This window comes from Pseudomonas sp. SB113 (assembly GCF_040754745.1).
Classification (GTDB): Bacteria; Pseudomonadota; Gammaproteobacteria; order Pseudomonadales; family Pseudomonadaceae; genus Aquipseudomonas; species Aquipseudomonas grimontii.
Genome location: NZ_JBFMHW010000008.1, coordinates 121240 through 142160, shown reverse-complemented (window position 1 = coordinate 142160; position 20921 = coordinate 121240). Strand labels below are relative to the sequence as shown.

Sequence of the window (20921 nt, the reverse complement as noted above, 5' to 3'; positions counted from 1 at the left end):
CCCCCCTCCCACATTTAGAGTTGCGCCAACTTCGATGCCAGGGCTTTAGCCTGAAGCGCCACATCCGTTACTGCTGTGCTCTCCCACCACATCCCCCTCAACGGCGGGCCCATGGCGAACAATCGCGTACTGACCTCGCCCTGGGCATCCAGCACTGCGCCGCAGGTGTCCGCCGCAATCCCCAACGCCAACGGCCCAGGCGTGATCAGCCCGCGCTGAAGCAACTGCCGGGGCAACGGCCGGGCCACGCGGCGCCAGTCGTATTCGATGCCGCTGGAGTTGATCAACGCCGCCCCCGACACCAAGGTGATCGCCTGTTCGCCCCGATAACGCAAACGAATGGTCACGCCCTCACCCGCCGGCTCCAGCCCCTTGAACGACGCCGCACGAATGCGCAACCGCCCTTCTTTATGCAGCCTTGCCACCAACTGCGCACTCAACGGCGGCGAGCGGTGGTGATGGCTTTCCCACCAGGGCCGTACATGCCGTACGAACTGATGTTTCTGGCCTTCGCTGGCCTGGCTCCACAGCCGGCCGATATGGGCGCGCACCGTGTCCAGTGGCGCCTGCCAATCGATACCCTGCGCCAGTGCGAGGCGGCATTGGCGACGCACCTCGCGCAGCAGTTGCCGAGGGCTGCGCAAGGCGTGGTCAGCGGCGAGGAAATCTTCCCAGCTCGGTGGTTGCCGGCGCACATGGGGCAACAAACCGTGGCGTGAAAACACCTCGATGGGCCCACGATGCCCGGCCTGTTCCAGGGACACCACGGCGTCCACCATGGTCAACCCGGAGCCGATGATCAGCACGGGCGCCTGCGGGTCGATCCGGGTCATGGCCTGCACGTCCCAGGGGTCCACGGCGGCGGCGTTCAACCCGCTGGAGTCGGTCTGCGGCGTGCGCGCCGCCGGGAACATGCCGGTGGCCAACACCGCCTGGGCGCCGCGTAGTTGCTGGCCATTGTCGAGGGTCAGCAACACTGAGTCGTCGCCGACTTGCAGGTCGACGACTTCGGCGCGGATATGCTCGACGGTGGACGCCGACAACGCCTTGGCCTCAGCCAGCCGCTGCTGCGCATACAGGCCAAAGATCCCGCGTGGCGGGAACAGTTCGCTGATGGGCACGTGCTGCTGGTCCGACTCCGGCCAACCGCCGGCGCCGATGTAGGCGGTGAGCCATTGGGTCAGGTCATCGGCGTTGTCCGGGTCGACGCTCATGCGCGCCGCGTTGCCGTTCAAGGTGTGGCCCAGTTCGACGGCGCTGTACGCCTCGCCTCGGCCGAGTTCGGCGCGCGGTTCGATCACCAGGATCCGGCGCTGCCCAGGCAGGCGCAGCAGTTGCACGGCCAGCATCGTACCGCTCAGGCCGCCGCCGATGATCAGGACATCAGCGTTGCGGAGGGATTCAGTCATGCACATTCGCCTTTACTGTTTACCCAGATAAATATCGTGCAAATCGCCGCGTGCCAACAGCTCGGCGGCGCTGCCACTCAAGGCCACGCGCCCAGTATCCAGCACGTAGCCCTGGGACGCATAGTTGAGCGCGACGTTGATGTTCTGCTCGGCGATCAGGAAGCTCACCTGCTGCTCGCGGTTGAGCTGCGCGATGATCTCGAAGATCTCCTGCACGATCATAGGCGCCAAACCCATGGACGGCTCGTCGAGCAGTACCAAAGTAGGACGGGTCATCAACGCGCGGCCGATGGCGACCATTTGCTGCTCGCCGCCGGACGTCAGGCCAGCGCGGGTGTGGCGTTTGGTCTTGAGCCGGGGGAACCAGGCGTAGATGCGCTCCAGGTCTTGTTCCATGGCCTTTCGGCTCAGGCGCCGCACAAAGCCGCCGCTGCGCAGGTTGTCTTCCACGGTGAGCTGGCCGAACACATGGCGGCCTTCCAGCACATGCACCATGCCCTGGCGCACGCGCTGGCTGGGGTCGACGCCGGCCAGGTCGACGCCGGCGTATTCGATCACGCCCCGGCTGACTTCGGCGCGCTCGGCACGCACCAACCCGGAGATCGCCTTGAGGGTGGTGCTCTTGCCGGCGCCATTGGCCCCGAGCAAGGCGACGATGGCGCCCTTGGGTACGCTCAGCGACACGCCGGCCACGGCGAGGATCGCGCCGTCGTAGATCACTTCAATATCGTTGACCGTCAACAACGACGGGCGCGTGGCTTCGGTAGCGAGTTGGCTCATGATTTATTCATCCCCGGTGCAGGTGCGTGGCGTCAGGCCTTTTTCCTTGGCGAAGGCCGCGGATTTTTCATCGATCAGCGGGCGTAACAGGGCGCGGTCGGCAGCGATCCAGTCGCTGATCAGCGTCCAGTGGGCGCCGTCCCATTGCTGCACGCGCGCTGAACCGCCACCTTCGTGGTCGCGGCACGACAGCTTGAGGTTCTGCATCAGGCCCAGGTAGCCCATGTCCTTCAGGCGCGCGTCATCGATATTCAGGTGTTCCAGGCCCCAGCGGCCTTCTTCGCCATTGAGCGGGCGCTTGCCGAACTTGGCCTGGCCGGTGCGGATCGCTTCCACGGCGACGGCGGCGTTCACCAGGCCGGAGTTGTAGTAGACGCTGCCGAAATTCTTCAGGTCCTTGAGGTCGCTGTGGCCCTTGTCGAGGATGTACTGCTTGAGGCGTTTGTGGATCTCGAAATCCGCGCCTGCCGGGTAAGGCGTGAGCGCCAGGTAGCCCTTGGCGGCGGCGCCTGCGGGCAATACGTCTTCGCTGGAACTGGCCCATATATCGCCGATGATATGGTCCACCGGGAAGCCGAAGCGCGCGGCGGTTTTCACCGCCACCGGGGTAGACACGCCCCAGGTACGCAGGAACACCCAATCCGGGTTGGCCTGGCGCACCTGGCGCCATTGCGCGGACTGTTCGTTACCCGGGTCGGCCACCGGAATCTGGATATTTTCAAAGCCGTATTTTTCCGCCAGCAACTTCAGCGGGCCAAGGGTTTCGCGGCCGTAGGCCGAGTCGTGGTAGACCGTGGCGATCTTCTTGCCCTTGAGTTTGTCGAAGCCGCCTTCGCGCTGGGCGATGTAATTCACCAGGGTCGACGCCTCGCTGTAGAACGTCAGCATCACCGGGAAGTTGTACGGGAACACCGTGCCGTCGGTGGCTTCGGTGCGACCGTAGCCGAGGGTGATCAGCGGGATCTTGTCCACCTCTGCCCTTTCACTGAGCGCATAGGCCGCCGGTGCACCGTTGGGCTGGTACACCGCGACCGGCGCGCCATCCAGGCCGTTCTTGAAGCGCTCGTAGCACTCGATGCCCTTCTCCGCCGTCCACTCGGTCTCGCATTCCTGCCACACCAGCTTGACGCCATTGATGCCGCCTTCGACCTCGTTGATATAGCGCAGGTAGTCGATCATTCCGGCCCACACCTGCACGCCGCTGGACGCGTAGGCACCCACCCGGTAGGTGGCCAGGGGAAAGAACTGCTGGTCGGCCGAAGCCATCGCCTGTGGCACGGCACCGGCCAGGGCTGCCAGCGCGAAGGCGGCGCCGGCCAGGGAGCGTTTCAAGGATGCACGCATTGGGATTCTCTTCTTCAAGTCAGAAACGCAGGGGCCACTGACGCAGCCGATCGCGAAGGTTGTGCAACAGGCGAATCAAGCCCTCGGGCTCCTTGATCAGGAACACGATGATCAACACGCCAAAAATGATTTTCTGCAGGTTCTGCAACTGCCCCGCGTCCACCGAGCCACCGAACAACGCCTGCCCGGCATGGCTGAGGAAAATCGGCAGCAAACTGATAAACGCCGCGCCGACGAAGTTGCCGGCGATGCTGCCCATGCCGCCGATAATGATGATGAACAGGATCTGGAATGAGCGATTGATGTCGAAGCTGCTGGCGCTGGCCGTGCCCAGGTAGGCAAACGCCCACAACGCGCCGGCGATGCCGAGGTAGAACGAACTGACCGCAAACGCCAGGCGCTTGTAGCGCACCACCGGGATGCCGACGACGGCGGCGGCGGTGTCCATGTCGCGGATCGCCATCCAGTTGCGGCCCACCTGGCTGCGCACCAGGTTGACGGCGGCCCAGGTCAACAACAGCACCGTGACCAGGGTCAGCCAGTAGCGGCCCAGCGGCGTGTTGAGGTCATGGCCGAACAGCACCAGCTTCGGCGCCGAGATGGTCCCGGACGAACCGTAGTTGTAGAACCAGGGGAATTTGACGAACAGCCACTCCAGGAAAAACTGCGCGGCCAAGGTGGTGACCATCAGGTAGAAGCCTTTGATCCGCGAGCTGGGCAAGCCAAACAGCAGCCCGACCAGCGCGCTGATGATCCCGCCGCCGAGCAGCGCCACCGGCAGGCCCAGCTCCGGCAGGCGCAGCAAAAACCCATAGGTGGCGAAGGCGCCGACGGCCATGAACCCGGCGGCACCGACCGAGGTCTGCCCGGTATAGCCGGTGAGTAAATTCAGGCCCAGCCCGGCCAGTGACAGCACCAGGAACGGGATGAGGATCGCATTGAGCCAATAGTCATTGCCCCACAGCGGCACCACGATAAACGCCAACGCCAGCAGGCCGAGCAGGCCCCAGGGCACGCGCCGCTGGATCAGCAGCAACGGTGCGGTGTGTTCAGCAACAGGGATCGACATGCTTTCAGACTCGCTCGATGGCACGCTCGCCGAACAGGCCGGCGGGACGGATATACAGGAAGGACAACGCCAGGACATAGGCGAACCACGGCGTGATGCCGCCACCGATCAGCGGGCCGATATACACCTCGGCGAGGTTCTCCGCCGCGCCGACAATCAGCCCGCCGACAATCGCTCCGCCAATCGAGGTGAAGCCGCCGATGATCAACACCGGCAACGCCTTGAGCACCACCAGCGACAGCGAAAACTGCACGCCCTGGCGCGCGCCCCACAACAACCCCGCCACCAGCCCGACGATGCCGGCCACCGCCCAGACGATCTGCCAGATGCGGTTGAGGTTGATACCGATGGACAGCGCCGCCGTGGTGTCATCCGCCACCGCGCGCAGCGACACACCGATGCGGGTCTTGTTGAACAGCAGCGCCAGTACCGTCACCAGCACCACGGCAACGGCCGCGGCGATCAGGTCAAATTGGCTGAGCATCAGCGGCCCGACGAACAGCGGTACATCGTCGATGCCCAGGTCCAGGGCGCGCACTTGCGAGCCCATCACACCTTGGGCCAGGCCTTCGATAATGAATGACAGGCCCAACGTCGCCATGAACAGCGTGATTTGCGAGCGGTTCACCAGCGGCCGCAGCACCAGGCGTTCGATGAGCAAGGCGCCGACGATCATCACGATCACCGTCAACAGCAACGCCAGGGCAAACGGCACGCCCTGGTCGTGCAGGCTGACGAAGGTCAGCGCGGCAAACAGCAGCATCGAGCCCTGGGCAAAATTGAACACGCCGCTGGCCTTGTAGATAAGCACGAAGCCGATGGCGACCAGCGAGTACATGGTGCCGGCGAGCAGGCCGCCGAACAGGGTTTCGAAGAAGAACGTCATCAGTGCGCCACTCCCAGGTAGGCCGCGATCACCTCGGGGTTGGCCTGCACCTGCGCCGGGGTGCCATCGCCGACCTTGCGCCCGTAGTCGAGCACCACCACATGGTCGGACAGGCCCATGACCACGCCCATGTCATGCTCGATCAACACCACGGTGGTGCCGAGGTCGCGGTTCACGTCGGCGACAAAGCGCGCCATGTCCTGTTTTTCCTCGGCGTTCATGCCGGCCATGGGTTCGTCCAGCAACAACAGGCTCGGCCCGGCGATCAACGCGCGGCCGAGTTCCACGCGTTTTTGCAGGCCATAGGACAGGTTGCCCACCAGCACATCGCGGTGGGCTTGCAGTTCAAGGAATTCGAGGATGCCCTGGGCACGCAGGCGGAAGGTGTCGGCTTCACGGCGTGCGCGCGGCAAGCCGAGGGCCTGTTCGATAAAGCTGGTGCGCATATGCCGCGACAGACCGGTGAGGAGGTTGTCGAGCACGCTCATTTTCTTGAACAGGGCGTTGTTCTGGAACGTACGGCCAATGCCCCGGCGCGCGGCGCCCAAGGGGTCGATGCGGTGGAAGTGTTGCGCCTCGAAAACGATCTCGCCGGCATCGAAGCGATACACGCCGTTAAGTACGTTGAGCAATGAACTCTTGCCGGCGCCATTGGGCCCGATCAACGCGCAGATTTCACCGCGCTGCACTTCAAACGACAACGCATTGATCGCCTTGACGCCCTTGAACGACAGCGAGATGTCCCGCACCTGGAGGATGGCTTGGCTCATGCACGTTCCCGTTTGAATTCGGCAAGCCACGTCGGCTCAGCATTGGATTTGAGGGGCTGCCAGATATAAGCCAGCCGCTGGAAGCCCAGCAGTTTGCGCACGCGGTTTTTCAGCAGGCGGCGCAGGCCACTTTGCGGATGGGCAATGGCCCAGTCGCACAGGCGCCGACGCCAGGTGCCGTGGGGTGCCAGGCGGCTTTCGATGTCGTCGGCCAGGTGCTGCAGGCGCGCGGGCGACAGCAGCAGGCCGGTGGGCGCCACTTCACTGCGATCACGCCGCGCCGAGGCCAGGCTTTCCGGGAAGGCCAGGCCGTGGCCGCTGTTCAGCCACTGCTCCAGCACCACGGCCAGGCCGCCTTGCCACTGGGTGCCTTCTTCGCTCCATAGCGCGGTTTCGCCTGTGGGTTGCCACCAGCGCTGCTGGTATTGCGCCGGCTCGACCGGGCCCAACAGTTGAGCGAAATCCAACCGCTGGGTGAACGTCCAATCGCGCTGGCGACCTTGAACGTAGGCGTGACTGGGATGAATACGCCACAGCTGTTGCTCCAGAGCCTGCGGCTCGAGGTTATCGGCCAGCGTCAGCACCTGTGCGCCCACGGACTGGGCCGCCAACGCCAGCAACAGCAGGTTCGGCTCAAAGGCGCCGCTGAGCACCACGCGTGACTGTTCACTTAAACCGTGCTGGCGCAAACCGCCGGCCAGGCGTTCGACGTCGCGCAAGGTGTCGATCCAGCGCCAGGCATACCACTGGCCCTGGCGCTTGTGGCGCAGGGCGATGTGCAACGGCGTGAGTTGCGCCCAGTGGCGCAGGTGTTCCAGGAGGGCCGTTGGTTCGTGCACGCTCATAGGGGGTTGCTCCTATTGGGGGGGTGTGCGTGCGGTGGTCCGCTGGCTTGATTATTTGGATCGACACGGGACAACTGTGGGAGGGGGCAAGCCCGCTCGCCACAGTTACAGTGTTCCTCCTTAACTGACTGGCATTAGGGCAAGCCCCCTCCCACATTGGTTTTATGTGAGCCTGATAGATCACGGTAGCCGGCGCCCGGGTGGTTCGAGCCCAACCTTGCACCGTCGCCAAACAACTTCTCGCGCAACGTGCCCTGGGCGTATTCGGTCTTGTACACGCCGCGCTTCTGCAACTCCGGCACCAGCCACTCGACGGCGTCGACAAAGGTTTCGTGAGTCAGCGCATAGGCGAGGTTGAAGCCGTCGACGTCGGTCTCTTCGACCCACTCCTGCAACAGGTCGGCGACGGTCTGCGGGCCGCCGACGAACAGCGGGCCAAAGCCGCCGATACCGACCCAATCGGCCAGTTCGTTGGGGGTCCAGACCTTGTTCGGGTCCGCCGTAGAGAAGGCTTCCACGGCCGATTGAATCGCATTGGTGTGCACGTGCTTGAGCGGTTCATCCGGCTTGAACTGGCTGAAATCGATCCCGGTCCAGCCGGAGATCAGCGCCATCGCACCTTCATAGCTGACGTAGGATTTGTACTCGTCAAACTTGGCCTTGGCCTTGGCATCGGTCTCGTCGACGATCACCGTCTGCAAGTTGAAGATCAGGATTTTCTTCGGGTCGCGCCCGGCTTCGGCCGCACGGCGGCGGATGTCGGCGACGGTCTTTTTCAGCAACACCTTGGACGGCGCGGCAACGAACACGCATTCGGCCTGCTCGGCGGCGAACTGTTTGCCACGGCTGGAGGCACCGGCCTGGTACAGCACCGGCGTGCGCTGCGGCGACGGTTCGCACAGGTGGATGCCGGGTACCTGGAAGTGTTTGCCGACGTGGCGGATCTCGTGGATTTTGCTTGGATCGCTGAAAATCCGCCGTTCACGGTCACGCAGTACCGCGCCCTCTTCCCAACTGCCTTCCCAGAGTTTGTAGCAGACCTCTAGGTATTCCTCGGCGTAGTCGTAGCGCGCATCGTGTTCGGTCTGGGCTTTCTGGCCAAGGTTCTTGGCGCCGCTTTCCAGGTAGGACGTGACGATGTTCCAGCCGATGCGGCCCTTGGTCAGGTGGTCGAGGGTCGAGAGCCTGCGCGCAAACGGATACGGATGTTCGAACGACAGCGACGCGGTCAGGCCAAAACCCAAGTGCTCGGTGACCAGCGCCATCGGTGCGATCAGCGACAACGGGTCGTTGACCGGCACCTGGGTCGCCTGGCGAATCGCCGCGTCGCCATTACCGTTGTACACGTCGTAGATGCCCAGTACGTCGGCGATAAACAGGCCGTCGAACTTGCCGCGCTCGAGGATCTTCGCCAAGTCGGTCCAGTACTCAAGATCCTTGTACTGCCACGAGCGGTCACGCGGATGTGCCCACAGGCCCGGCGATTGGTGGCCGACGCAGTTCATGTCGAAGGCGTTCAAGCGGATTTCACGGGACATCACAGCACTCCGTTGAGGTGGTAGTTGCCGACGACCTGGTACTTCCAGCGCAACGGATCATCCAGGGTCGGTGGCAGCGCGGTGCGTTGGCCGGTCAGTTCGAACTCAGCGTTGCTGGCCGCGATAAGGGCCTCGGCGGCAGCGATCTGCGCTTCGGTGGCGGCCACCGGGCTGGGATGGGTGTCGGCGCGTTCAAGCAAGGCAGCGGCCACGTCGACGCGGATCTGCAAATCGCCGAAGCGGCTGATCACGTAGGGGTCATCGCTTTTTTCGACGTGGCGACGGGTGCTGTCCAGCAGTTGGCGTGCGAGCGTCAGTGCGGTCATGGGTCAGGTCCTCAGTTCCAGGCGTGGCGCGCAGGTTTCACGCCGTTGAGCACGAAGTTGCCGATCAGGTGGTATTTCCAGCGGGCCGGGTCGTGCAGGGTGTGGGTGCGCGCGTTGCGCCAGAAGCGGTCGAGGTTGTGCTTGGCGGTGACCGAGCGGGTCCCGGCCAGTTCGAAGAGTTTGCTGCTGGCGAGCAACGCGGTTTCGGCCGACAGGACCTTGGCCTGGGCGACCACCAGCGAGGCTTGGGCAACCGTGTCTTCATTCGGTTCGGCGAGGGCCCGGTCGACAGCCAGGCCGGCCTTGGCGAGGATGGCTTCGGTGCCGTGCACACGCCATTCCAGATCACCGATGGCGGCGATGGTGAATGGATCCTGCCAGCCGTGATCCTGCTGGCTGTCGATCCACGGGCGGGCCTGGCGCGCGAAGATTTTTGCCTGTTCAAGGGCGCCGAGGGCAATGCCGGTGTCAACGGCGGCCTGGATGATTTGCGAAATCGGCCCATCGGCCGTGGGTTGGTCAAACGCCAGGTGGGCGGGAATCACCGCGCTCAAGGGCACGGTCACGCCGTCGAGGGTCACACCACCGCTGGCGGTGGTGCGCTGGCCGAAGCCGTCCCAGTTGTCGATGACGGTAAGGCCTGGCGCATCGCGCTCGACGAGGCCGATGAACGCCTGACCCTTTTCGTTATTACCCACGGTGGGCACGATATGCGCGAACAACGCGCCGGTGCAGTAGAACTTCTCGCCGTTGATTTGCGCGGTGTCGCCGTGAAAGCGGATCTGGGTATCGAAGGTACCGGCGTTTTTGCTCTTGGCCTCGGAGAAGGCGTTACCGAAGCGATAACCCGCCAGGACTTTTCCGAAGTAGTGGAGCTTTTGTTCCTCGGTGGCGGTTTGCACGAGGATGTCCACTACGCCCAGATGGTTCTGCGGAATTTGTCCCAAAGACGGGTCGGCGGCGGAGATCAACTTGATCACCTCGGCCACCGTCACATAGGACACCTCGGCGCCGCCATAGGCCTTGGGAACGGTGATGCCCCACAGGCCGCTGGCGGAAAATTCGTCAAGCTCGGCGACAGGCAGGCGACGCTCACGGTCACGCTCGCTGGCGTCGACGGCAAAGCGTTCGGCCAGGCGCTTGGCGACCTCGATGGCCTCCGCGTCCGAGCGGATGATATGGGCAGGTTGTTGAGGGTGGGCAGACATGGGCCGACTCCAGGCTCCGATGGGATACTGGAGTGATTGCAGGAGTCGTGCCTGAATTTAATCGTCAGTAAAATCAGGCGGTTGCTGCGTAAACAGACGTACAACCGCGGTTTCAAACCAGCAAAGTGTCCATCCACTGTTGGCTGGTAAACAGTTAGATCGCCCCGTTGCGTACGAAGCGCACGGCGACGTGGCCGTCATTGCGATAGGCATGGGGTCGGTGGCTGGCGAACAACCCCGCGCGGCGGGAACAGCTCGCTGATCGGCACCGGCTGCTCGGCCGACTCCAGCCAACGGTCGGCGGCGATGCAATCGGTAAGCCATTGGGTGAGGTCGTCGGCGTTGTCCGGGTCTACGCTCATGCGCGCGGCGTTGCCGTTGAGGGATGGCATATCGGAGTTATAGCGGGACTTTCAATAAAACCAGATAGTCGAAAGAAATGCGGGACTATTCGGCCAAGCCGAGAAACAATTACCCCAACAGTGTGGTGCCGTAAACAGTTGGACCTTTCGAAGACTACGACCTTGCGATTCATTCGATACCCAACTTAAATACTCAGGGCGATGGCCCTGAGTATTGGAACCACCAGCATATAGCAATCCAGGATCATCTCAACACGATATATGGACTCTCATGAGAGTAACCCAGTACTTCATCATCGAGCATAACAAAATAACTGGCAAAGACGGACTCCGAATCGAATACGATAGCAAACTTTAAAACAGCCTCATAAGAGGGTTCCAACTTCTCAACGGTGATCACGGAAAATTCAGTACCGTTCCCTTTCACACTCCAGTAAATCTTATGCCCTATCGATATCCCTGGATACTGCGGAATAACAATCCGGCCTTTGCCACCGATCACCTCAATGTACTTCACAGTATTGCCATGAGAGGGTCTAATTTCTGGAGCGGGTAACAGCTGTTCCCTGGATAGGTGTTTTGCTTTCATCAGTATTTCCTCCATGAGATTATAAAAACCACTCAACATTCACTGGTTTGGCATGAATCAACTTATTGAATGGCAATACCGACTCTAATCCCCCTATCCAAAGAAAATAAGCTGTGAAACCTGACAGTTGACAGGCATAAATAACAGTGATCGTCAGATCACTATATTTCTCACGAACCGCACTACCACACCCTCTGGGTTGCGATAAGAATGAGGCTGGTGGCTGGAAAACATGAAGAATTCGCCGGCATTGATGGCGTTTTCCTGCTCGCCCACCACCAACGTCAAGCTGCCTTCGAACACGAACACCTGCACGCTCCAGCCTTCCGGGTCTGGCTCAGGGCTGTAGCGGTCCCCCGGCTCCAGGCGCATTTCCCACAACTCGACTTCGCGCCGCGCGGTGGCCTTGGCCAGCAACACCGCCTTGCTGCCGGCAATTTCACCGGCCCAGGCCAGTTCGTTGATGCGGCTGTGGTCGGGTGCATCCGGCGCCTGGATCAGGTCGCTGAACGCCACATCCAACGCTTCGGCCACGCGGTCGAGGGTGGACAGGCTGACGTTCTTCTCCCCGGCCTCGATGGCCACCAGCATACGCCGGCTGACCCCGGACTTTTCCGAGAGCGCGGTCTGGCTCAGGTCGGCGGCGTGGCGCAAGCGACGAACGTTCTGGCTGACGTGCTGCAGGACCGAGGCCCGTTGTGGATTTTCTTTGTGCACTATATTGCTCAATGGGTGGGTGTGCGCAGTATACTGCCCAGCGTGCGGCGCATTGTGCGGTCCGTGCCTTTCCCTTGCAAGACCGAGCCGCCATGACTACCCCGAACTCCCCGTCGCGTTTCAACCGCTTCAGCAAAGCCGAATGCATCCTGGTGTTTATCACCATGATTTGGGGCGGCACGTTTTTGCTGGTGCAGCATGCCATGACCGTCAGCGGGCCGATGTTTTTCGTGGGCCTGCGCTTTGCGGCGGCGGCGATTGTGGTGGGGTTCTTTTCCTTGCGTACCTTGCGCGACCTGACGTTGTTCGAACTGAAGGCCGGCGTGTTCATCGGCGTGGCGATCATGTTCGGCTACGGCTTGCAGACCATTGGCCTGCAGACGATCTTGAGCAGCCAGTCGGCGTTCATCACCGCGCTCTATGTCCCGTTCGTACCTTTATTACAGTGGCTGGTGCTGGGCCGTCGTCCGGGGTTGATGCCGAGCATCGGCATCATGCTGGCGTTTGCCGGGTTGATGTTGTTGACCGGTCCTGCCGGTGCCTCGTTGAATTTCAGCCCCGGTGAAATCGCCACATTGATCGGCGCGATAGCGATTGCGGCCGAGATCATTTTGATCAGTGCGTTTGCCGGGCAGGTGGACGTACGCCGGGTGACGGTGGTGCAACTGGCTACCGCGTCGCTGCTGTCGTTCCTGATGGTGGTGCCCATGGGTGAGGCGCTGCCAGGGTTTTCGTGGCTGCTGCTGTTCAGCGCGGTGGGCCTGGGCCTGACCAGTGCGGTGATCCAGGTCGCGATGAACTGGGCGCAGCAGAGCGTTTCGCCGACACGGGCCACGTTGATCTATGCCGGTGAGCCGGTGTGGGCAGGGGTAGTCGGGCGGATCGCCGGCGAGCGGTTCCCGCCGATTGCGATGCTGGGTGCGGCGTTGATTGTGGTGGCGGTGATTGTGAGTGAGATGAAGAGGAGCAGCTCGAAAGTTGTCGATGCCGAGGCCGAAGTTGAACCGGAGAGTCGCAGGTGATGCTTTAAGCTGCAAGCTGCAAGCTGCAAGCTGCAAGAAATACGCGGTCGGCTATTATCTTGCAGCTTGCCGCTTGTAGCCGCCTTCCACTGCCTCTGTAGGATCCTGCCACATCTTGCCGTTTGGTGATCGTGAAAGCGGCACGTATGATGCATCCCAAACTCCCGCAGATTAGAAGCCTATGTCCCTGATAGTTCTACTGCTTCTGCCGTTCATTGGCAGCTGTCTGGCGGCCTTGCTGCCGCATAATGCACGTAACACCGAATCCCTGCTGGCTGGCCTCGTGGCCCTGGTCGGAACCGTTCAAGTCGCCCTGCTCTACCCCCTGATCGCCCACGGTGGCGTGATCCGCGAAGAATTCATGTGGTTGCCCAGCCTCGGCCTGAATTTCGTCTTGCGCATGGATGGGTTCGCCTGGTTGTTCTCGATGCTGGTGCTCGGCATCGGCACGCTGGTGTCGCTGTATGCGCGTTACTACATGTCGCCGGACGATCCGGTGCCGCGTTTCTTCGCGTTTTTCCTGGCCTTCATGGGTGCCATGCTCGGGCTGGTGATTTCCGGCAACCTGATCCAGATCGTGTTCTTCTGGGAACTGACCAGCCTGTTCTCGTTCCTGTTGATCGGCTACTGGCACCACCGCGCCGATGCGCGACGCGGTGCCTATATGGCGCTGATGGTCACCGGCGCGGGCGGCCTGTGCCTGCTGGCCGGGGTGATGCTGCTGGGGCATATCGTCGGCAGCTATGACCTGGACCTGGTGCTGGCTGCCGGCGACCAGATTCGCGCACATTCGCTGTACCCGGTGATGCTCGCGCTGGTGCTGATCGGCGCCCTGAGCAAAAGCGCGCAGTTCCCGTTCCACTTCTGGCTGCCCCACGCGATGGCGGCCCCCACGCCGGTGTCGGCGTATCTGCATTCGGCAACGATGGTGAAGGCCGGCGTGTTCCTGCTGGCCCGCCTGTGGCCGTCGCTGTCCGGCAGCGAAGAATGGTTCTGGATCGTCGGCGGTGCCGGCGCCCTCACCCTCCTCCTCGGCGCTTACTGCGCCATGTTCCAGAATGATCTCAAGGGCCTTTTAGCCTATTCCACCATCAGCCACCTCGGGCTGATCACCCTGCTGCTGGGCCTCAACAGTCCCCTGGCCGCCGTCGCAGCCGTGTTCCATATCCTCAACCACGCCACCTTCAAGGCCTCGCTGTTCATGGCGGCGGGCATCATCGACCACGAAAGCGGCACGCGGGACATCCGCAAACTCAGTGGCCTGGTGCGCTTGATCCCGTTTACCGCGACCCTGGCCATGGTTGCCAGTGCATCCATGGCCGGCGTGCCGTTGCTCAATGGTTTCCTGTCCAAAGAGATGTTCTTCGCCGAAACGGTGTTTATCTCGGCGACCCAATGGGTGGAAATCGCCCTGCCGGTGATCGCCACCATCGCGGGTACGTTCAGCGTGGCCTACGCCCTGCGGTTTACGGTCGATGTGTTCTTCGGCCCGCCCGCCACCGACCTGCCCCATACGCCTCACGAGCCGCCGCGCTGGATGCGCGCGCCGGTTGAGCTGTTGGTGTTTACCTGCCTGCTGGTGGGCATCTTCCCGGCCCAGGTGGTCGGTTCGATCCTCGCCGCCGCCGCGCTGCCGGTGGTCGGTGGCGTGCTGCCGGAGTACAGCCTGGCGATCTGGCACGGCTGGAATGCGCCGATGATCATGAGCCTGGTGGCCATGTCCGGTGGCGTGGTGCTTTACCTGCTGCTGCGCAAGCAACTCAAGCGTGGCCGCTTCAAGTACCCACCGATCATCAGCTACTTCAACGGCAAGCGCGGCTTCGAGCGCAGCCTGGTGGTGATGATGCGTGGGGTGCGCAAGATCGAGAAACGCATCAGCACCAAGCGCCTGCAAACCCAATTGTTCCTGCTGGTGATCGTCGCAGTGATCGGCGCCATGATCCCGATGCTCAACAGCGGCCTTACCTGGGGCGACCGGCCGAAGATCCCGGGCTCCATCGTATTCGTCACCCTGTGGTTGCTGGCTATTGCCTGTGCCCTGGGCGCCGCCTGGCAAGCCAAGTACCACCGGCTCGCGGCCCTGACCATGGTCAGCGTGTGCGGCCTGATGACCTGCGTCACCTTCGTGTGGTTCTCGGCACCCGACCTGGCGCTGACCCAGTTGGTGGTGGAAGTCGTCACCACGGTACTGATCCTGCTCGGCCTGCGCTGGTTGCCACGACGGATCGAAGAGGTGTGGCCACTGCCCAATACCTTGCGCAAGGCGCGGATTCGCCGGGTGCGCGACTTCCTGCTCTCCACCGTGGTGGGCGGCGGCATGGCGCTGCTGTCCTACGCGATGCTGACGCGCCAGACGCCTAACGATATTTCCTCGTTCTACTTGAGCCGCGCCCTGCCCGAGGGCGGTGGCAGCAATGTGGTGAACGTGATGCTGGTGGACTTCCGTGGCTTCGATACCTTGGGCGAAATCACCGTGCTCGGCGCCGTGGCGCTGACCGTGTACGCCCTGCTGCGGCGCTTCCGCCCGTCCAAGGAAAGCATGCAACTGCCCGCGCAACAGCGCCAACTGGCACCGGACGTGGCCACCGACCTGGTCAACCCGCGCCAGGCCAGCGACACCGCCCTGGGTTTCATGATGGTGCCGGCGGTGCTGGTGCGCCTGCTGCTGCCGATTGCAGTGGTGGTGTCGTTCTACCTGTTCATGCGCGGCCACAACCAACCGGGCGGCGGGTTTGTCGCGGGCCTGGTGATGTCGGTGGCGTTTATCCTGCAATACATGGTCGCCGGTACCCAGTGGGTCGAGGCGCAGATGAGCCTGCGGCCGATGCGCTGGATGGGCTTCGGCCTGTTCTCGGCGACGCTGACCGGGATCGGCGCGTTGTTTGTCGGCTACCCGTTCCTCACCACCCATACCTGGCACTTCAGCCTGCCGCTGCTGGGCGATATTCATATCGCCAGCGCCTTGTTCTTCGACGTCGGCGTGTACGCCATGGTCGTCGGCTCGACGCTGCTGATGCTCACCGCCCTCGGGCACCAGTCGGTGCGCGCGCATAAACCGAGCAACCAGGCCAAAGTAGTCGCCGCCACCGAAGGAGCCGCCTGATGGAAGAAGTCATCGCAATTGCCATTGGGGTCCTGGCGGCCTCCGGCGTCTGGTTGATCCTGCGGCCGCGGACGTTCCAGGTGGTGATGGGCCTGTGCCTGTTGTCCTACGGGGTCAACCTGTTCATTTTCAGCATGGGCAGCCTGTTTATCGGCAAGGAGCCGATCATCAAGGACGGCGTGCCGCAAGACCTGCTCAACTACACCGACCCCCTGCCCCAGGCCCTGGTGCTCACGGCGATCGTGATCAGCTTCGCCATGACTGCGCTGTTCCTGGTGGTGCTGCTGGCGTCACGGGGACTGACCGGCACTGACCATGTGGACGGCCGGGAGCCCAAGGAATGAATTGGGTCAACCAACTGATCGTCGCCCCCATCCTGCTGCCGTTGCTCACCGCCGCCCTGATGCTGATGCTCGGCGAAAAACGCCGCCCGCTGAAGGCCAAGATCAATCTGTTCTCCAGCGTCATCGGCCTGGGCATCGCGATCCTGCTGTTGTACTGGACGCAAAAAGGCGGCCCCGGCTCGATTGGCGTATACCTTCCGGGCAACTGGCAGGTGCCGTTCGGGATTGTGCTGGTGGTCGACCAACTCTCTGCACTGATGCTGGTGCTCACCGGGATCATCGGCGTGAGCGCGCTGCTGTTCGCCATGGCCCGCTGGGACCGTGCCGGCACCAGCTTCCATGCGCTGTTCCAGATCCAGATGATGGGCCTCTACGGCGCGTTCCTCACGGCGGACCTATTCAACCTGTTCGTATTCTTCGAGGTGCTGCTGGCGGCGTCCTACGGCTTGATGCTGCACGGCTCGGGCCGGGCGCGGGTGTCGTCGGGCCTGCATTACATCGCGATCAACCTGCTGGCGTCGTCGCTGTTCCTGATTGGCGCGGCGATGATCTACGGCGTTACCGGCACGCTGAACTTCGCCGACCTGGCACTGAAAATCCCACTGGTGCCCGAGGCGGATCGTGGCCTGTTGCATGCGGGTGCGGCGATCCTCGCCACCGCGTTCCTGGCCAAGGCCGGCATGTGGCCGCTGAACTTCTGGCTGGCCCCCGCCTACTCCTCGGCCAGTGCGCCGGTGGCGGCGATGTTTGCGATCATGACCAAGGTCGGCGTGTACACCGTGCTGCGCTTGTGGACCCTGCTATTCTCCGGCCAGGCCGGCGCTTCGGCGTTGTTTGGCGGCGACTGGCTGGTGTACGGCGGCATGGCCACGATCATCTGCGCGGCGCTGGCAATGCTGGCGGCGCAGCGGCTGGAGCGCATGGCCAGCTTGAGCATCCTGGTCTCGGCCGGGATCCTGCTGTCGGCCATCGGTTTCGCCCAGCCAAGCCTGACCGCCGGGGCGCTGTTCTATCTGGTCAGCTCCACGCTGGCGCTGAGCGCGCTGTTCCTACTGGCCGAATTGATCGAGCGTTCGCGCTCGGCCAACGACCTGCCGCTGGATGAAGAGATCGACGCACTGCCCAAGGCCATGGAGTCGCTGCATCCGCGTCCTGGCGTCAACCTGGATGACGAGCAGAAAGCCGTGGTCGGCCAGGTAATCCCCTGGACCATGGCTTTCCTCGGCTTGAGCTTTGTCGCCTGCGCCCTGCTGATTATCGGCATGCCGCCGCTGTCCGGGTTTATCGGCAAGCTCAGTTTGTTGAGTGCACTGGTTAATCCCCTGGGCCTGGGCAGTGGCCAGGAAGGCCCGATCCGCCCTGCGGCATGGGGCCTGATGGCGTTGCTGATCCTGTCCGGCCTGGCCTCGCTGATCGCCTTCGCCCGCCTGGGCATCCAGCGCTTCTGGACCCCGGAAGAACGCCCATCGCCTTTGCTGCGCCGCTATGAGTGCGTGCCGATCTTCTTCCTGCTGGGCCTGAGTATCCTGCTGACCTTCAAGGCCGAGCCGCTGATGCGCTACACCCAGGCCACCGCCCAGAGCCTGAACAATCCGGAGAACTACGTCATGGCGGTGATGGCGACCCGCCCGGTCCCAAGCCCCGAAGCCAAGACCGCCGCGCTGGAGGTGCAACCATGAAGCGCTTGTTGCCTGCCCCGTGGCTGTCCCTGGCGTTGTGGTTGCTGTGGCTGGTGCTGAACCTGTCCGTCAGCCCCGGCAACCTGCTGCTGGGCGCGCTGCTGGGCTTCCTTGCACCGCTGCTGATGGCGCCGCTGCGACCGCTGCCGATCCGCATCCGCCGCCCCGGCGTGATCATCCGCCTGTTCTTCGTGGTCGGTCGCGACGTGATCGTCTCCAACCTGCAAGTGGCCTGGGGCGTGCTGATATGCGGCTCGCGCCCACCGCGTTCGCGCTTCGTCAAAATCCCCCTGGACCTGCGCGACCCCAACGGCCTCGCCGCCCTGTCGATGATCACCACCGTGGTCCCCGGCACCATCTGGTCGGAACTGGCGCTGGACCGCAGCATCCTGCTGCTGCACGTATTCGACCTGGAGGATGAAGCGCCGTTTATCGAGCACTTCAAGACCACCTACGAGCGACCCCTGATGGAGATCTTCGAATGAGCGCCCTGCTCTCCAATGCGATCCTGTTCAGCCTGTTCCTGTTCTCCCTGGCCATGGTGCTGACGTTGATCCGCCTGTTCAAAGGCCCGTCGGCCCAGGACCGCGTATTGGCGCTGGACTACCTGTACATCCTGGCAATGTTGATGATGCTGGTGCTGGGTATTCGTTATGCCAGTGACACCTACTTTGAAGCGGCATTGCTGATCGCGCTGTTCGGCTTCGTGGGCTCGTTTGCCCTGGCCAAATTCCTGCTGCGTGGCGAGGTGATTGAATGATGCCGTTATGGATGGAAATCGTCGTCGCGGTCCTACTGGTGTTGAGCAGCGTCTTCGCCCTGATCGGCGCGATTGGCTTGCTGCGCATGAAAGACTTCTTCCAGCGCATGCACCCGCCCGCACTGGCCTCGACGCTGGGCGCGTGGAGTGTGGCGTTGGCGTCGATTATCTATTTTTCGGTGCTCAAGTCCGGGCCGGTGTTGCACGGCTGGTTGATTCCGATTTTGCTGTCGATCACCGTGCCGGTGACCACGTTGCTGCTGGCCCGTACGGCGCTGTTCCGCAAGCGTATGGCTGGTGATGATGTACCGGCCGAGGTCAGCAGCCGCCGCTGAGCGCTGAGGCGAACACGGTTAAAAATGTGGGAGAGGCGGTGCGACGATTCGACTTGCTCCCGATGGCGGTGGTCAGCTACAGATGAGCTGACTGCTCCTATGCTCAACGCTGAACGCCCGGCAGATAGGGCTGTTGTGGCGAGCGGGCTTGTCCCGCGTTGGGCTGCGTAGCAGCCCCAAAACCAGCCTCTACAAACTGTCTGATACACCGCGTTCTTCTTTACTGGGGCTGCTACGCAGCCCAACGCGGGACAAGCCCGCTCGCCACAGGGAGATTTGTCAGGGTCTGAAAAGTTGTGTAGATACCCTTGGCTATCGGGGGCAAGTCGAATCGTCGCACCGCCCCTCCCACACTGGATCGGGTGAGCCACTCACTAAAACGGTGTGCAAAAAAACGCCCCGAACCAGTCGGGGCGTTTTTCATTCAGCGTTTACCCATCAAGCCTGATCAGCCAACCGCCACGTCGTCCCGCCCTTGCCGTCTTCCAACACCACGCCCATCGCGGTCAGTTGGTCGCGGATACGGTCGGATTCCGCCCAGTCCTTGTTGGCACGAGCCGCCAGGCGCGCCTGGATCAGCGCATCGACCTCAGCCGCATCCACACGCCCTTCGGCGCCGGCTTGCAGGAAGTCGTCGGCTTCCATCTGCAACACGCCCAACACACTGGCCAGTTCCTTCAGGCGCGCAGCCAGGCCAGCCGCTGCGTCGAGATCACTCTCGCGCAGGCGGTTGATCTCGCGCACCATCTCGAACAGTACGGCGCAGGCTTCGGGGGTGCCGAAGTCGTCGTTCATGACTTCGGTGAACCGGGCCACGAACGCTTCGCCGCCAGCCGGGGCAACGGCGGGCAAACCTTTCAACGCGTGGTAGAACCGCTCCAGGGCGCCCTTGGCGTCCTTGAGGTTGTCTTCCGAGTAGTTGATGGCGCTGCGGTAGTGGCTGGACACCAGCAGGTAACGCACCACTTCCGGGTGGTACTTTGCCAGCACGTCGCGGATGGTGAAGAAGTTGTTCAAGGACTTGGACATCTTCTCGCCATTGATGCGGATCATGCCGCAGTGCATCCAGGCGTTGGCGTAGGTCTTGCCAGTAGCGGCTTCGCTCTGGGCGATTTCGTTTTCGTGGTGCGGGAACTCAAGGTCGCTGCCGCCGCCATGAATGTCGAAGGTCTCGCCCAGGCAGCAGGTGGACATCACCGAGCATTCGATGTGCCAGCCCGGACGCCCGGCGCCCCAGGGCGATTCCCAGCTCGGCTCGCCGGGCTTGGTGCCTTTCCACAGCACGAAATCGAGCGGGTCCTGCTTGGCTTCGTCGACTTCGATGCGCGCACCAATGCGCAGGTCTTCGATTTTCTTGCGCGACAACTTGCCGTAGCCCATGAACTTGGCGACGCGGTAGTACACGTCGCCATTGCCCGGGGCGTAGGCGTAACCCTTGTCGATCAGGGTCTGGATCATCGCGTGCATGCCAGGGATGTGGTCCGTGGCGCGCGGCTCCATATCCGGCTTGAGGATGTTGAGGCGCGCCTCGTCCTCGTGCATGGCGGCGATCATGCGCTCGGTCAGCGCGTCGAACGACTCGCCGTTCTCGTTGGCGCGGTTGATGATCTTGTCGTCGATGTCGGTGATGTTGCGCACATAGGTCAAGTCATAGCCGCTGAAACGCAACCAGCGGGTCACCAGGTCGAAGGCAACCATGCTGCGGCCGTGGCCGATGTGGCAGTAGTCGTACACGGTCATGCCGCACACGTACATGCGCACCTTGTTGCCATCCAGCGGTTTGAAGACTTCTTTGGTCTTGCTGAGTGTGTTGTAGATCGTTAGCACGACAAATC

20 protein-coding genes and 1 pseudogene are annotated in these 20921 nt (G+C 62.7%); 7 read left to right on the top strand and 14 right to left on the bottom strand.

The genetic code is table 11. The features are described from left to right. Positions 1-14 precede the first annotated feature (14 nt). The 13 genes and pseudogenes from AB1462_RS13085 to AB1462_RS13025 all read right to left on the bottom strand — a co-directional run bounded on the left by AB1462_RS13085 (position 15) and on the right by AB1462_RS13025 (position 11843). Positions 15-1409, bottom strand: coding sequence for an FAD/NAD(P)-binding protein (locus AB1462_RS13085; protein ID WP_367246818.1), 1395 nt, complete (start codon positions 1407-1409; stop codon positions 15-17). Positions 1410-1421: 12 nt separating this feature from the next. After that, positions 1422-2189 (bottom strand): ABC transporter ATP-binding protein, encoded by a 768-nt coding sequence (locus AB1462_RS13080; protein WP_090402747.1) that lies wholly within the window; start codon positions 2187-2189, stop codon positions 1422-1424. 3 nt (positions 2190-2192) lie between these two features. After that, positions 2193-3533, bottom strand: a complete 1341-nt coding sequence (locus tag AB1462_RS13075; protein WP_053128440.1) for an ABC transporter substrate-binding protein — start codon at positions 3531-3533, stop codon at positions 2193-2195. Between the two features lie 19 nt (positions 3534-3552). Continuing rightward, positions 3553-4602, bottom strand: coding sequence for a branched-chain amino acid ABC transporter permease (locus tag AB1462_RS13070; protein WP_367246817.1), 1050 nt, complete (start codon positions 4600-4602; stop codon positions 3553-3555). Between the two features lie 4 nt (positions 4603-4606). Continuing rightward, positions 4607-5488 carry a branched-chain amino acid ABC transporter permease gene (locus tag AB1462_RS13065; protein ID WP_090402741.1) on the bottom strand — a complete coding sequence of 294 codons (882 nt, stop codon included), beginning with the start codon at positions 5486-5488 and terminating at the stop codon, positions 4607-4609. Further along, a complete protein-coding gene (locus AB1462_RS13060; protein WP_315337823.1) occupies positions 5488-6258 on the bottom strand; it encodes an ABC transporter ATP-binding protein in 771 nt (256 codons plus the stop codon). Before AB1462_RS13060 ends, AB1462_RS13065 begins: the two co-directional genes overlap by 1 nt. Beyond that, on the bottom strand, positions 6255-7103 hold the full coding sequence (locus tag AB1462_RS13055) for an AMP-binding protein (RefSeq protein ID WP_367246816.1): 849 nt from the start codon (positions 7101-7103) through the stop codon (positions 6255-6257). Before AB1462_RS13055 ends, AB1462_RS13060 begins: the two co-directional genes overlap by 4 nt. Positions 7104-7237: 134 nt before the next feature. Then, positions 7238-8641 (bottom strand): LLM class flavin-dependent oxidoreductase, encoded by a 1404-nt coding sequence (locus AB1462_RS13050; RefSeq protein WP_367246815.1) that lies wholly within the window; start codon positions 8639-8641, stop codon positions 7238-7240. Then, complete coding sequence (locus AB1462_RS13045; protein ID WP_259193310.1) at positions 8641-8967, bottom strand: acyl-CoA dehydrogenase; 327 nt, start codon at positions 8965-8967, stop codon at positions 8641-8643. Before AB1462_RS13045 ends, AB1462_RS13050 begins: the two co-directional genes overlap by 1 nt. Before the next feature lie 11 nt (positions 8968-8978). After that, complete coding sequence (locus AB1462_RS13040; RefSeq protein ID WP_090402732.1) at positions 8979-10175, bottom strand: SfnB family sulfur acquisition oxidoreductase; 1197 nt, start codon at positions 10173-10175, stop codon at positions 8979-8981. Between the two features lie 233 nt (positions 10176-10408). Beyond that, positions 10409-10561: pseudogene (locus AB1462_RS13035) on the bottom strand (pyridine nucleotide-disulfide oxidoreductase); the annotation flags it as partial. Positions 10562-10781: 220 nt separating this feature from the next. Then, positions 10782-11126 carry a hypothetical protein gene (locus AB1462_RS13030; RefSeq protein WP_315339238.1) on the bottom strand — a complete coding sequence of 115 codons (345 nt, stop codon included), beginning with the start codon at positions 11124-11126 and terminating at the stop codon, positions 10782-10784. 153 nt (positions 11127-11279) lie between these two features. Next, positions 11280-11843: an XRE family transcriptional regulator gene (locus tag AB1462_RS13025; protein WP_323147036.1), complete on the bottom strand. Its 564-nt coding sequence runs from the start codon at positions 11841-11843 to the stop codon at positions 11280-11282. 92 nt (positions 11844-11935) lie between these two features. On the opposite strand from AB1462_RS13025, the gene AB1462_RS13020 reads away from it, so the two are divergent. The 7 genes from AB1462_RS13020 to AB1462_RS12990 all read left to right on the top strand — a co-directional run bounded on the left by AB1462_RS13020 (position 11936) and on the right by AB1462_RS12990 (position 19086). Next, positions 11936-12865: a DMT family transporter gene (locus tag AB1462_RS13020; protein ID WP_090402728.1), complete on the top strand. Its 930-nt coding sequence runs from the start codon at positions 11936-11938 to the stop codon at positions 12863-12865. Positions 12866-13046: 181 nt separating this feature from the next. Next, complete coding sequence (locus AB1462_RS13015) at positions 13047-15968, top strand: monovalent cation/H+ antiporter subunit A (RefSeq protein WP_315339240.1); 2922 nt, start codon at positions 13047-13049, stop codon at positions 15966-15968. After that, complete coding sequence (locus AB1462_RS13010) at positions 15968-16312, top strand: Na+/H+ antiporter subunit C (protein WP_003192163.1); 345 nt, start codon at positions 15968-15970, stop codon at positions 16310-16312. The genes AB1462_RS13015 and AB1462_RS13010 overlap by 1 nt, the downstream gene beginning before the upstream one ends. Then, complete coding sequence (locus tag AB1462_RS13005; protein ID WP_090402724.1) at positions 16309-17991, top strand: monovalent cation/H+ antiporter subunit D; 1683 nt, start codon at positions 16309-16311, stop codon at positions 17989-17991. Before AB1462_RS13010 ends, AB1462_RS13005 begins: the two co-directional genes overlap by 4 nt. Further along, positions 17988-18476, top strand: coding sequence for a Na+/H+ antiporter subunit E (locus AB1462_RS13000; protein WP_090402722.1), 489 nt, complete (start codon positions 17988-17990; stop codon positions 18474-18476). The genes AB1462_RS13005 and AB1462_RS13000 overlap by 4 nt, the downstream gene beginning before the upstream one ends. After that, positions 18473-18751, top strand: a complete 279-nt coding sequence (locus AB1462_RS12995; protein ID WP_005789171.1) for a K+/H+ antiporter subunit F — start codon at positions 18473-18475, stop codon at positions 18749-18751. The genes AB1462_RS13000 and AB1462_RS12995 overlap by 4 nt, the downstream gene beginning before the upstream one ends. Further along, positions 18748-19086: a Na+/H+ antiporter subunit G gene (locus tag AB1462_RS12990; protein WP_069076526.1), complete on the top strand. Its 339-nt coding sequence runs from the start codon at positions 18748-18750 to the stop codon at positions 19084-19086. The genes AB1462_RS12995 and AB1462_RS12990 overlap by 4 nt, the downstream gene beginning before the upstream one ends. Positions 19087-19524: 438 nt before the next feature. Here the strand turns inward: AB1462_RS12990 and cysS are convergent, their stop codons facing one another. Then, positions 19525-20913: a cysteine--tRNA ligase gene (gene cysS / locus AB1462_RS12985; RefSeq protein ID WP_090402720.1), complete on the bottom strand. Its 1389-nt coding sequence runs from the start codon at positions 20911-20913 to the stop codon at positions 19525-19527. Positions 20914-20921 lie beyond the last annotated feature (8 nt).

Coding starts and splice junctions, on each gene's coding strand:
- AB1462_RS12995 (WP_005789171.1), top strand. CDS start 18,473: ATGAGCGCCCTGCTCTCCAATGCGATCCTGTTCAGCCTGTTCCTGTTC.
- AB1462_RS13045 (WP_259193310.1), bottom strand. CDS start 8,967: ATGACCGCACTGACGCTCGCACGCCAACTGCTGGACAGCACCCGTCGC.
- AB1462_RS13065 (WP_090402741.1), bottom strand. CDS start 5,488: ATGACGTTCTTCTTCGAAACCCTGTTCGGCGGCCTGCTCGCCGGCACC.
- AB1462_RS13010 (WP_003192163.1), top strand. CDS start 15,968: ATGGAAGAAGTCATCGCAATTGCCATTGGGGTCCTGGCGGCCTCCGGC.
- AB1462_RS13005 (WP_090402724.1), top strand. CDS start 16,309: ATGAATTGGGTCAACCAACTGATCGTCGCCCCCATCCTGCTGCCGTTG.
- AB1462_RS13000 (WP_090402722.1), top strand. CDS start 17,988: ATGAAGCGCTTGTTGCCTGCCCCGTGGCTGTCCCTGGCGTTGTGGTTG.
- AB1462_RS13020 (WP_090402728.1), top strand. CDS start 11,936: ATGACTACCCCGAACTCCCCGTCGCGTTTCAACCGCTTCAGCAAAGCC.
- AB1462_RS13060 (WP_315337823.1), bottom strand. CDS start 6,258: ATGAGCCAAGCCATCCTCCAGGTGCGGGACATCTCGCTGTCGTTCAAG.
- AB1462_RS13075 (WP_053128440.1), bottom strand. CDS start 3,533: ATGCGTGCATCCTTGAAACGCTCCCTGGCCGGCGCCGCCTTCGCGCTG.
- AB1462_RS13070 (WP_367246817.1), bottom strand. CDS start 4,602: ATGTCGATCCCTGTTGCTGAACACACCGCACCGTTGCTGCTGATCCAG.
- AB1462_RS13015 (WP_315339240.1), top strand. CDS start 13,047: ATGTCCCTGATAGTTCTACTGCTTCTGCCGTTCATTGGCAGCTGTCTG.
- AB1462_RS13040 (WP_090402732.1), bottom strand. CDS start 10,175: ATGTCTGCCCACCCTCAACAACCTGCCCATATCATCCGCTCGGACGCG.
- AB1462_RS12990 (WP_069076526.1), top strand. CDS start 18,748: ATGATGCCGTTATGGATGGAAATCGTCGTCGCGGTCCTACTGGTGTTG.
- AB1462_RS13050 (WP_367246815.1), bottom strand. CDS start 8,641: ATGTCCCGTGAAATCCGCTTGAACGCCTTCGACATGAACTGCGTCGGC.
- AB1462_RS13080 (WP_090402747.1), bottom strand. CDS start 2,189: ATGAGCCAACTCGCTACCGAAGCCACGCGCCCGTCGTTGTTGACGGTC.
- AB1462_RS13085 (WP_367246818.1), bottom strand. CDS start 1,409: ATGACTGAATCCCTCCGCAACGCTGATGTCCTGATCATCGGCGGCGGC.
- AB1462_RS13055 (WP_367246816.1), bottom strand. CDS start 7,103: ATGAGCGTGCACGAACCAACGGCCCTCCTGGAACACCTGCGCCACTGG.
- AB1462_RS13030 (WP_315339238.1), bottom strand. CDS start 11,126: ATGAAAGCAAAACACCTATCCAGGGAACAGCTGTTACCCGCTCCAGAA.